The sequence below is a fragment of the Amycolatopsis sp. A1MSW2902 genome, from assembly GCF_017312175.1.
Lineage (GTDB): Bacteria > Actinomycetota > Actinomycetes > Mycobacteriales > Pseudonocardiaceae > Amycolatopsis > Amycolatopsis nivea.
In genome coordinates, this window is sequence record NZ_QJPO01000001.1 from 334573 (window position 1) to 345773 (window position 11201).

The following is an 11201-nucleotide window of genomic DNA, read 5'->3' on the forward strand; positions in this document are numbered from 1 at the left end:
GAACGCGTCAGCCGAGCAGCGCGGCCAGCCGGGGGTGAGCGGCGAGTTCGGCACGCAGCCGCGCGAAGTTGGCCTCGGCGGGACCGTCCTGCATCTCGAACACGTGCCACCCCCACTTCGCGGCGAACTCGCGGAAGAAGCCGTCGCAGGCGGACTGCAGTTCCAGATAGCCCGCGCGGCCGCGGCCCTCGCCCGCCGCGCCAAGGTCTTCCAGCGGGCCGAGGGACCCCTTCTGCGCCATCCGCCAGCGATAGGACCGTTCGACCGGACCGGAAATCACCAGCCCGACGTCCGGGGCACAGCGCTGGAACAACTCCGTCAGCATCTCCTGCGCCCGTTCGATCTCCTCGATCATCATCGGGCCGGTCGCCAGCTTGCGGGCGACGTAGAGTTCCTTGTAGGCCATCTTCAGGCTGAAGCTCTCGTCGATCACGTGCGTGCCGCGGGCGGTGTGCGGCAGCACGGCTTCGTGGTACAGCAGCACCTGGCCGACCCATTCCAGCCACGCGGCGGCCAGCGGCCCGGCGGGCACGTTGCGGGTGAACGCGGTCGATCCGTAGCGTTCCTCCCACCCTTCCTCCTCGAACGCGGCGAACGCGGGCGGCGGCGGCGGAGCGTCCACGCCCAGGTGCAGCAGGCGGAACGATTCGACCCACAGCTGCCGCAGCGCCTGCCGGGTGTTCTCGCGCTCGTTCGCCGAGATTTCCTTGCGCCAGCTGAGCATCTTGACGTCGTGCCCGCCGTCGGCCAGCGCCTTCGACAGCATCTTGGCCATCGCGGTCTTGCCGGTGCCGTCGATGCCGAGCAGTGCGACGTGCAGTCCGGAGCCGGTCATGCGATTCCCCTTCGTTCCCGTGGTGCGGGCCGGAGCCCGGTTTTTCAGCGCGGCACGCCCGCCAGCCGCTGAACCGCCTCGCGCAGCGTCGGCACCGGCTTGCAGAAGGCGAACCGGAGCAGCCGGCCCGCCGAGCGGCGGTCGGGGAAGAAGTCGCTCATCGGCAGCGCGGCGACTCCCGTCGTGGCCACGAGGTCCTTCGCGAACGCCTCGATGTCCTCGCCCGCGCCCCACGGACCGGCGTCCGCGGTGACGAAGAACCCGCCGGACGGCAGTTGCGGCCGCAAGCCGGCCTCGGTCAGGCCGCGCCACAAGATGTTGCGGCGCACCCGGTACTCCGCGCGCAGCGTGTCGAAATAGCCGCTGTCGTCGGCCCAGCGCAACGCCGAAGCGGTGATCGCCTGCAGCGGGGCGGGCACGGAGAAAGCCAGGTGCCGGTGGTGGTATTGGGCCTTGACGCTCAGTTCGCGCGGCGCGTACATCCAGCCGATCCGCCAGCCGCCCAGCGACAGCATCTTCGACGCCGACGAGCAGACGATCGTCCGCTCCCGCATGCCTTCCTGTGCGGCGATGCAGACGTGCGGCCCGTCGTAGGTGTGCTCCTCGTACACCTCGTCGCTGACCACGAGCAGATCGTGCTCGACGGCGAACTCCGCCAGGTCCGCCGCGGACCGCGCGGACAGCGTGAATCCGGTCGGGTTGTTCGGGGTGTTCAGCAGCAGCGTGCGGGTCGCCGGCGTGACCGCGCGGCGCAGCGCGTCGAAGTCCGGTTCGAGCGGCCCCGAACCGCGCGAACCGGCGAGCGGAACCGGGACCAGCCGCGCCCCGGCGAGCCGGGCTAACCCGGGGTAGTTGTCGTAAAACGGTTCCAGCGCAAGGATTTCCGAGTCCGGAGGCGTCACCGCGAGCAAAGCTGCGGCGACCGCTTCGGTGCACCCGACAGTGACCGTGATCTCCCCGTCCGGGTCGTAGCTCAGGCCGCGCGCCTCGGCGCGGGCGGCCAGCTCGGACCTGAGTTCGGCCGTGCCGTACAGCGGCGCGTACTGGCGGCTGCGCTGGCTTCGCAGCGCCGCCTCGGTGATGTCCAGCCGCGGAGTCGGTGCGCCGTCGGGAAAACCCTGGGCGAGATTGATCGCGCCGACCTGCTCGGCGAGGGTGAAGATCTCGAAATAGATGTCGCTTTCTTCTTCGGGCACAGCAATGACCAGTCTCGCTTCGTGCACGAGTCCCCCTAGGACGCCGGATCTCGACCGCCGTTTTTCCGAACGTACCACCGGCCGCCGCGGGAAGGGAACCCCGAAAGTAGTTGCGTCCGGGAAATGGCCACCGTACACTTGGCATGATCACATTGTCGCGCGCTCGCTAAAGGCGCGTCGAGGACCTTGCCGCCCGTTCGGTTCGGCTGCTCGCGTCCATTCTCGAAAGTAATCGACCAGGAGGCATCACCGCCCGGAAGGGACGGCGAAACCTCGCTGGCGAACATTCGTGCCTGCCCAGACAAAGGCACGGTAAAAACGAGGGAGAAATGCATGAAGCGCGATCCTGTCGTATTGGGCATCAACGGCGTCTACCACGAGTCGGCGGCGTGCCTCGTCCGCGGCTCGACCGTGCTGGCACTGGCCGAGGAGGAGCGCTTCAACCGCCGCAAGCACGCCAAACCGGCCGACATCGACACCGTGGACGAGATCCCGGCCGCCGCGATCAAGGACTGCCTCGAGCGCTCCGGGATCACCGCGGACGAGATCGACTTCGTCGCTTTCTCATTCGATCCGAAGCTGCGCAAGCCGCCGATGAACGAACGGCTCACCGCCGGTTCCTGGGGCCACGCCGACGGCGAAAGAGTCCTCCTGGAAAAGCTCGAAAATGTTCCGGAACTGGTCAGCAAGGCGCTCGGCGTCGATATCCAGGACCGCTGGGTGTGGGTCGGGCACGAAACGGCGCACGCGGCCAGCACGTACTTCGCTTCGCCGTTCGACGAGGCCGCGGTCTTGAGCATCGACGGAATCGGCGAGCATTCGACGGCATTGCTCGCGCACGGCCGCGGCAGCACGCTGGAAGCCGTCGAAACGATCGAATACCCCGATTCGCTCGGATTCGTCTGGGAGAAATTCGCCAAGTTCACCGGGCTGGACGATTACTCGGCCCCTAAACTGATGGCGCTCGCGGCGTTCGCGCCGCCGGAGAGATACCGGAAGGAATTCGCCCGCATCGTCCGGCGGGGCGCGAAGCCGTTCGACGTGGACGCGGACCTGTTCCGGTTCCGGGTCGAGGACTACGGACCGCTGGAGGAACTGTTCGGCCCGCGCCGCGCGCCGAACACTCCGTTCGACTACCGGTACGCCCAGGTGGCGTCGAGCCTGCAGGAGATGACCACCGAGATCCTGCAGTCGCTCGCCGCCACGCTGAAGGAGCGGACCGGATCGCGCAACCTGTGCCTGGCCGGCGGTGTCGCGCTCAACTGCGTCGCGATGGGCAGGCTGCTCAACCGCGGCCCGTTCGACGGCGTTTTCGTCCAGCCGCTGGCCCACGACGGCGGGACCGCGCTCGGCGCCGCGCTCTGGGTCGCCCACACTCGCGGCGAGGTCGCATCGCGGTTCGTGCTGAACGACCCGTACATCGGGTCCGAGGCGTTCGGCAACGCCGAGATCGAAGCGGCGCTCAAGGGAGTCCCGGTCACAGCGGCCAAACTGGAGTCCGCGGCGGAAACGGCCGCCGGACTGGTCGCCGACGGTCTCGTCGTGGGCTGGTTCCAGGGCGCGGCCGAGATCGGCCCGCGGGCGCTCGGCAACCGCTCGATCATCGGCGACCCGCGCAGCCTGGCGATCAAGGATCTGATCAACGTGCGGGTGAAGCACCGGGAGTACTTCCGGCCGTTCGCCCCGAGCGTGCTGGGCGAGCACGCGGCGGAATGGTTCGAATTCGAGCGCACTTCGCTGTCGACCAACTTCATGTCGTTCGCCGTTCCGGTCCGCCCCGAAAAGCGGGCGGCCGTCCCCGCGATCGTGCACGTCGACGGGACCGCGCGGATGCAGACGGTGTGGCCGGAGGTCAATCCCCGCTACCACGAGATGATCACCGCCTTCCACCGGCAGACCGGGGTGCCGCTGGTGCTGAACACCTCGTTCAACACCTACGACGAGCCGATCGTGCGCTCCCCCGGCGACGCGCTGCGCACCTTCCTGCGCACCGGAATGGATGCCCTCGTCCTCGGCGACTACCTGATCGAACGCCGGCAGTGACCGGAGCGTGAGCGCGGCCGCGGGGGTGCGGGGCAGGTCCTCACACACCCGCGGTCAGCTCCGCACGCCGCGGCTCCAACGAGCCCAACCGGTCCAGCGCCCGGTCCAGTCTGCGCAGCCACCACCGGGCGGTCGCCGGGGCCGGGCGCGCGAACCCGGCCACCTGGTTGCGCGATTCCGTGAGCAGGAAAGAGATCTCGCCCATCACCGCGTGGTACACGACAGCGAGGTCGGCGGCCCGGCTCGTCCTGGCGGTGCCGCTGATCCGGGTCCAGGCCGCTTCGAGGTCGTCGCGTTCCTGGTCCTCGCCCCACGCCGTGTTGGACAGAAACCACACGAACTCCAGCTCCGGCGGTCCGTAGCAGGCCAGCCCCCAGTCCAGCGCGGTGACCCCGGCCGGGGACAGCGCAAGGTTCTGCGGCCGGAAATCGCCGTGCAGCACCGTGAACGGGGCACTGCCGGCAAGCGCGGCGAGCAGTCCCGACGGGTCGTCAGCCAATCGGAAGACCTCGTGCACGAGATCGGCCGGGCCGTGTTCGGCGAAGCACTCCCAGTTCGTCGTGAGCATCTTCGGCAGCGTGTCCGAACCGCGCGCCTCGACGAACGGCCGCACCGGTGAGAACAGCCGCAGCCGGTCGGAAACCGAGCACAACGCCGCGGAGGGCGGGCGACCGCGCAACACCTCGTGCATCTCGTGCACGGCGGCGAGCATGCGCTCCCACGAACGCGGGTCCGCCGAATCGAGCAGCGCGCGACGGTCGGCCGTCAGGTCGCGCATGAGCAGGACCCATCCGTCGTCGACCGCTTCGGCGCCGATCACCGCGGAGCCGATCGCGGCGGGCAGCGCGTCGTAGACCCCCTCGACGTACAGCAGGCCTTCCCGGCCCGGATCCGCGGTGGCCCGGGCCATCCAGTCGTCGGCGGGCCGGATGTGCTTGATCACGACCGGTTCGCCGGTCTCGAGTTCGGCCCGGAACAGATTCGCCCCGGACAGTCCGTCGTGGACCAGCTCGCGGACCGTGCCCGGGGCCACCCCGGCCGGACAGCCCTCCGGCAGCACCGGATCCTCTTTCGGTTTCGCCGGATACACCACGTGCCGGCGCACCAGGCCGTCGGCCAGCTCGAACCGGTGCACCCGCCGGACCGGCCCGGACGCGGCCGCCCGTTGCAGGTCGAGTTCGACCGCGCCGGGCAGGTCGGTCCGCTGGCTCCGCACCACCTCGCCCCGGCCGACCGCGCCGGGCCAGGCGCGGGCGATCGCCTGCGCCCCTTCGGCGGTCTCCCGTCGGCCGGTCACGTACGACTCCAGCACGGCGTCGGGGGCGTACTGCTCGGCGATGTCCGCGAAGCGCGCCCCGGCGACGGCGGCCGCCAAGGTGTGCGAGGACGCGCTCACGGTGTCATCAACGCTTTCATCACTTGGCGCTGATGCATTTGCTCGTAAGCGATCGGCGCCTCGTCCAGGGTGACAGCCGAATCGAACAGCACGGAGGGATCGAGCTTCCCCGCGGTGATTTCGTCGAGGAGAGCCGGGATGTAGACCCGCGCCGGCGCGACGCCGCCGCGGATGACGAGGTTGCGATCGAACGTGTCCAGCAACGAGATCCCGGCGCCCTCGGCGGGCAGGCCGACGTAAACGAGCCGTCCGCCGTCCTGCACGCACGCGAGAGCCGCGTCGACGGATCGCTGTGTCCCGACGCATTCCACCACTGTCGTCGCGAGATCGCCGAAAGCGTCGCGGACCGATTGCGCGTCCTCTTCCGGAGAACCGGCGCCCAGCACCGTCTCCGCGCCGAGCTTCGCGGCCAGCGCGAGCCGGTGCTCGTGATGGCCCAGCACCATGATCCGTTCGACACCGCGCAGCTTCGCGGCCATCACCGCGCTGGCCGCCACCGGCCCGTCCCCGACGATCGCGACCGCGGCGCCCGGACCGCAGTCCGCCATCGCGTGCCAGCCCGTCGGCAGGACGTCCGCCAGCGGCAGGCAGGCCCGCAGCGTGGCGGCGTCCGCCGCGCCGGGCAGCCGCACCAGCGTCGCGTCCGCGAACGGCACGCGGATCGCTTCCGCCTGCGCGCCGCCCGGATCCGCGGCTCCGCCCCACATCCCGCCGCTGGAACACGACGTCGGGTATCCCCGCCGGCACGCGTCGCAGGTGCCGTCGGAGAAGGTGAACGGGGCCACGACCGCGTCGCCCGGCCGCACGCTCGTCACGTCCGCGCCCACGGCCTCGACCACGCCGACGAACTCGTGCCCCATCCGCGAGCCCGGTTCCAGCGGCTCGACGCCCCGGTAGTACCAAAGGTCGGAGCCGCACACCGCGGCCGCCCCGATCGCGACGATCGCGTCGGAGGCGTCCCGCAGCCGCGGATCCGCTACCTGCTCGACGCTCACTTCGCCGGCAGTGCTGAACAAGACCGCGCGCACTTGGCTTCCCCTCAGTAGTGTTCCGCGACGCGGGCCTGGACGAGGCGGGTGTCGCCCCGCAGCCCGTCCAGCCACGACCGGAAGATCTCGGACTTCATCTGCTCCGGGTACTGCTCGGCCAGCATCTCCTCGGGCGTGACCCAGGCGAAGGCGGAGTGCTCGTCGCTCAGCCGGACGTCGCCCGCCGGTTCCCAGCCGACGAACGTCTTCACGTGGAAGACCCGGCCGTCGTCCCACGCGTGCGACCATTCGCGCAGGTACTCGATCTCGCCGAATTCCAGCCCGGTCTCCTCGACTCCCTCGCGCACCGCCGCCGCCTCGGGCGTCTCGCCCGGTTCGATCCGGCCGCCGGGATAGTCGAGGACTCCTTTGAACAACGGGTCGTCGTCCTCTTCCCGGCGCAGCGCGAGCAGTTTCCCGCCCCGCACGGCGATCAAATACACCCCGAACTGGTCTGTCATGGCCCCTCTTCTGTTTCCGCGGCGAACCGGCGCGCTGCCGCGCGCCGGTCGATCTTGCCGTTTCCGTTCAACGGCAGCTCGTCGACGTACACGATCCGCTGCGGGATCATGTACTCGGGCAACCGGTCGCGCAATTCGCGCACCACCGCGTCCGGAGCGCCCGGCGGCCCCGGAAGAACGCAGGCGAGGCACAGGTCGCCGTGGTCGTCCGGAACCGCGAGCACCACTGCCTGCGCGATCTTGAGCTGGTCCCGGACGGCCCACTCGACCTCTTCGAGCTCGACCCGGTGACCGCGCACCTTCACCTGGTTGTCCAGCCGTCCCAGGTAGAGCCAGCCCTCCTCGTGCGCCTGGACCCGGTCGCCGGTGCGGTACCAATGCCGTTCGCCGAGCGGCTCCGAGCCGGCGTAGCGCCTCGCCACGCCGTTCTCGTCCAGTTCGACGAACCGGCCCTCGTTGGCGGCGGGATCGAGGTAGCCGTCGAACCGCTGCGGTCCGCGCACGCACAGCTCGCCGGTGTCGGCCTGCGTCCCGTTCTCGTCCACGACGATGTGCTGGAGGTGCGGGTACGGCGTGCCGATCGGCACCGAAGGGTGCCCGCGCAACCGTTCTTCGACGTTGCGCGGCAACCGGTACTGCGCGCACGAAATGGTGAGTTCGGTCGGTCCGTACAGATTCTCCAGCGTGCTTCGCGGCGCCGCGCGCTGCCAGGCCGCGGCTTGCTCGACCGTCAACGGCTCCCCGCAGAACAGGCTCCACTTCAGCGCAGGCATGGCATCGGGGACGAGAGAGCCGCGTCGCATCGCGTACGACACCACCGACGGCACGGAGAACCAGTGCGTCAGTTCGTTTCGCCGGGCAAAGCCCACCACGGAAAGGAGATCCCGAGAGGACGGGGCGACGAGCGTGGCGCCCGAAGTCCATGCCGCATACAGGTCGAAGACCGACAAATCGAAGGTCAGCTCGAAATTCTGCGACAGCCGCGCGCCCGGTCCGATCTCGTAGCGCTCCACCACGTGGTCCAAGTAGGAGGCGACGTTCTCATGCCGGATCGGCACTCCCTTGGGCGTGCCGGTCGAGCCGGAGGTGAACAGGACGTACGCGAGTTCCTGGGCCGAGGCGGGAGCCGGGCCGAGCGTCCGTCCGCTCCCGATCATCTCCTTCACGTCGACTGCGGACACCGTCACGGTCGGTACGCCCAGGTCTGCCGCGACGTCGTCGGACAGCACCGCGTCGAGTCCTGCGGCGGCGACGCTGGCCGCATTGCGGGCCGACGGCGCTTTCGGGCTCAGCGGCACACAGGTCGCGCCAAGTCGTTGCACCGCAAGGTATCCGGCATACGCGATCAGGGAACGACCGCTCAGCAGACCCACCCGTCGCGGCGTCCGGCCGAGGTCCGCGGCGATCCGCGACGCGAGGCCCTCGCACAGCGAGCCGAGTTCCCGGTACGTCAGGGAAGTGCCGTCCAGCTCCAGTGCCGTTCGCTCCGGGAAGCGCGCCACCGCCCCGGCGAACCGCTGGTGCAGGGTCACTTCGTCCCCGCGCGTCTGCCGGGCGCGTCCACCATGTGCTCGCGCACCAGTTCCCACAGCCGCCCCGGCGTCGCGAACGCCTCGAAGGTCAGCGCCTCGTCCGGGAACTCGGTACCGTAAGCCGATTCCAGCCCGACGATGAGGTCCATGATCTTCATCGAGTCCAGGCCGAAGTCGCGCAACGACAGGTCCGGCCGCAGCCGCGGCTCGGAGGCGAGCATCGGCAGCTTCGTCCGGACCGCCTGTTCGAACCGTTCATCCCACACGATCCCCATCCCCTTTCGCACCAGCCTTGAAGATCCGCGCCTGCGCCGCGAACGGCGGTTCGGCCGCCTGCCGGAAAACCAGCGGCTCCCGCGCCGCCAGCCGCGCCCGCATGTCGCCGTCCCAGGCGAGGCTGGTGCCGTCCTTCGCGCCGGCGCTGCGCAGCCACTCCGGCTCCTGGAACCGGCCGAGTCCCAGCTCCGCCACGATTTCGCCGCCGAACAGCTCGTCGACGTGATGGCACACCCACGCGACGGCCGGTCCGAGGTCGTGCCTGCCGATCGTCTCGGTCAGCTCGGCGGCGACCGGCCGGCCGTAGCGCTCCCAGAACTTCCGGATGTCGGCGAACTGGATGAGCCGGAGCCCGCCCGCCTCAGCTGTCCGCTGGAACCACGACTCCCGGAACAAGTGCAGCACCAGGAACAGAAAGCCGTACACCGGGTCGAGAACCGGCAGCTCCGTGCCGTCGCCGAGGCGCGCGGTCGCCCGGCCTTTCAGCACCTCGCTCATCGGCACCTGCCAGGCGCTGCCGTACCAGGTGAGGTTGAACGCGACGTCGACCCGGTTGAACGGCACGCCGGAGCCGGCGGTGAGCCGGTGGAAATGCGGCAGGTGATCGGGGTAGAGCTGGTAGATCAGCTTGTACTCCCGGGGCAGGTCGACGAGCTGTTCGGTCTTGGCGTCGTACTCCTGGCCTTCGCTGTAGCCGAGGTCCCGCAGCGCCGCGGCGAGTTCGCGGCGCTGGTCCGGGCCGACCATGAGGTCCACGTCGGCGAAGAACCGCACGCCCCGGTCGTCGTAAAGCGTGGACTGCAGCACGATGCCTTTGTTGAACACGATGCCGAGCCCGCGTTCCCCGGCCGTGCCGGCGATCTCGCCCGCCGCCTCGGCCAGCAGCCGTGCTCGGTGCCTGGTCCAGTCGAGGGTGTTGTTCAGCAGATGCTGCACCCCGGCCGGGACGTCGTAGATCGCGCCCGCCCGGCGCACGAAGTCGGCGAGCACCGCGACCATCCGGTGGCGTGCGGCGAAGCTGAGCAGCAGATCGATGTCCACGCCCTCGGCGAAGAGCTCTTCGGCCGTTCGCCAGGTCTCGTCGCCGGGGTCGGCGATCGAGATCAGCTCGAGCAACTGCCAGTACGGTTCCTTTTGTGCCACTGAGGTTTTCACGAAATCGCACCATTTCGGGAGGCCATGCGGCACGCTCGGCCGCACGGCGCGAGGGGAATGCTCAGATCAAGGCGACCGAGCGGTCCATCAGGGACAGCCCGCCGACGCCGACCCACAGGCCGTCGTTCGCGTGGTTGAGGCTGGCGGCGCGCAGATCCCGGAACACGCGTTCCAGCGCCACCGGGCTGTTCTTCAGATAGCCGACCCGGAGGCCGCCCAGCTGGATCATGCCGTCGACCGCGCGGAAGGAGAGTTCGGACGCGGCGAGTTTGAGCGAGTTGAGCTGCAGCTGCGTGCACGGATCGGACAGCGACCGGCCGTCCGCCCTCGCCGATTCCACCCGCTCCCGGACCCGCGTCAGGTACGCGCTGGTCAGTTCGAGGTCGAGCCGGATCCGGCCGAGCCGCTCCAGGACGAGGTCCGAGGGCCCGCCGTCGTCGAACTTGCCCGACTTGCGCAGCCACCGGACGAGATCGGCCAGCGCCCCGCGCGCGGCGCCGAGCCAACACGCGGCCCAGCCCAGATGCGACATCGGGATCATGCTTTCCCTTGCCACGCCGCCGAGTTCGCCGTCGCGCAGCACGTTGTGCGCGGGTGCGGCGCCCTCCAGCACCATGCCGATGCTCTCGGTCGCCCGCATCCCGAGGGTGTTCCACTCGCCGACCACGTCGGTGCGCTTGAGGCTCGCCCGATCCGCGTAGACCCAGGCGACGTCGTGGCGCGACGAGTCCGGACCGCGTCGCATCGTGACGAGGTAGCCGTCGGCGTGCGCGCCGCCGGTCACGACCGGAGCGGTCCGCTCGATCACCACGCGGTCGCCGTCCGGCCGCAAGGGAGCGTCCGCCTCGAACAAACTCGCGCCGCGTCCGCGTTCGCTGGTCACCGACGCGATGTAGACCTCGCCGCGCGCGACGCGCGGCAGCAGGTCCGCGCACAGTTCGGGAGTGCCGAACCGGGCGATCGCGTCGACCTGGAAGAAATGCATGGCCCAGATCTGCGCGGTCGACAGGCAGGCGCCCGCCAGCTGCTGGGCGACGTCGGCGAAGACCGCGGGCGAAGCACCGCCGCCGCCGTGCGCGACGGGCGCGGGCAGGCCCAGGAATCCCTGTTCCCGCAACGCGTTCAGCGATTCCACGGGGAACCTGGCGTCCGCGTCGACCTCGGCCGCGTGCTCGCGGAGCACCGGCAGCACCCGGTCTATCCGATCCTGAAGTTCCTTACCTTGAGACAGAGACATCGACGTCCTCGCAAAAAGGCGGTGAACGGCCCCGGCCCGACG

Annotated in this window: 10 protein-coding genes; 1 reads left to right on the forward strand and 9 read right to left on the reverse strand. The window is 69.9% G+C overall.

Features of this window, described 5'->3' with window-relative positions:
• Positions 1 to 7 precede the first annotated feature (7 nt).
• Positions 8 to 835 carry a hypothetical protein gene (locus DMP23_RS01650; RefSeq protein WP_337819936.1) on the reverse strand — a complete coding sequence of 276 codons (828 nt, stop codon included), beginning with the start codon at positions 833 to 835 and terminating at the stop codon, positions 8 to 10.
• Positions 836 to 879: 44 nt separating this feature from the next.
• Positions 880 to 2031: an aminotransferase class I/II-fold pyridoxal phosphate-dependent enzyme gene (locus DMP23_RS01655; protein WP_167754364.1), complete on the reverse strand. Its 1152-nt coding sequence runs from the start codon at positions 2029 to 2031 to the stop codon at positions 880 to 882.
• A gap of 333 nt (positions 2032 to 2364) precedes the next feature.
• On the opposite strand from DMP23_RS01655, the gene DMP23_RS01660 reads away from it, so the two are divergent.
• On the forward strand, positions 2365 to 4074 hold the full coding sequence (locus DMP23_RS01660) for a carbamoyltransferase family protein (protein ID WP_337819937.1): 1710 nt from the start codon (positions 2365 to 2367) through the stop codon (positions 4072 to 4074).
• A gap of 40 nt (positions 4075 to 4114) precedes the next feature.
• On the opposite strand, the gene DMP23_RS01665 is transcribed toward DMP23_RS01660, so the two are convergent.
• The 7 genes from DMP23_RS01665 to DMP23_RS01695 all read right to left on the reverse strand — a co-directional run bounded on the left by DMP23_RS01665 (position 4115) and on the right by DMP23_RS01695 (position 11114).
• Positions 4115 to 5470 carry a phosphotransferase gene (locus DMP23_RS01665; protein WP_337819938.1) on the reverse strand — a complete coding sequence of 452 codons (1356 nt, stop codon included), beginning with the start codon at positions 5468 to 5470 and terminating at the stop codon, positions 4115 to 4117.
• Positions 5467 to 6498 (reverse strand): alcohol dehydrogenase catalytic domain-containing protein, encoded by a 1032-nt coding sequence (locus DMP23_RS01670; protein ID WP_337819939.1) that lies wholly within the window; start codon positions 6496 to 6498, stop codon positions 5467 to 5469. Before DMP23_RS01670 ends, DMP23_RS01665 begins: the two co-directional genes overlap by 4 nt.
• An 11-nt stretch (positions 6499 to 6509) precedes the next feature.
• Complete coding sequence (locus DMP23_RS01675; protein WP_051729588.1) at positions 6510 to 6959, reverse strand: NUDIX domain-containing protein; 450 nt, start codon at positions 6957 to 6959, stop codon at positions 6510 to 6512.
• On the reverse strand, positions 6956 to 8491 hold the full coding sequence (locus DMP23_RS01680) for an AMP-binding protein (RefSeq protein ID WP_337819940.1): 1536 nt from the start codon (positions 8489 to 8491) through the stop codon (positions 6956 to 6958). Before DMP23_RS01680 ends, DMP23_RS01675 begins: the two co-directional genes overlap by 4 nt.
• Complete coding sequence (locus DMP23_RS01685) at positions 8488 to 8757, reverse strand: acyl carrier protein (RefSeq protein WP_037818694.1); 270 nt, start codon at positions 8755 to 8757, stop codon at positions 8488 to 8490. The genes DMP23_RS01680 and DMP23_RS01685 overlap by 4 nt, the downstream gene beginning before the upstream one ends.
• Positions 8747 to 9922, reverse strand: a complete 1176-nt coding sequence (locus tag DMP23_RS01690) for a nucleotidyltransferase family protein (protein WP_134733369.1) — start codon at positions 9920 to 9922, stop codon at positions 8747 to 8749. The genes DMP23_RS01685 and DMP23_RS01690 overlap by 11 nt, the downstream gene beginning before the upstream one ends.
• A gap of 61 nt (positions 9923 to 9983) precedes the next feature.
• On the reverse strand, positions 9984 to 11114 hold the full coding sequence (locus DMP23_RS01695) for an acyl-CoA dehydrogenase family protein (RefSeq protein WP_240691496.1): 1131 nt from the start codon (positions 11112 to 11114) through the stop codon (positions 9984 to 9986).
• Positions 11115 to 11201: the final 87 nt, after the last annotated feature.

Excerpts from the sequence above, each read along its gene's own strand:
- DMP23_RS01660 (WP_337819937.1), top strand. The coding sequence starts at position 2,365 with ATGAAGCGCGATCCTGTCGTATTGGGCATCAACGGCGTCTACCACGAG.
- DMP23_RS01675 (WP_051729588.1), bottom strand. The coding sequence starts at position 6,959 with ATGACAGACCAGTTCGGGGTGTATTTGATCGCCGTGCGGGGCGGGAAA.
- DMP23_RS01650 (WP_337819936.1), bottom strand. The coding sequence starts at position 835 with ATGACCGGCTCCGGACTGCACGTCGCACTGCTCGGCATCGACGGCACC.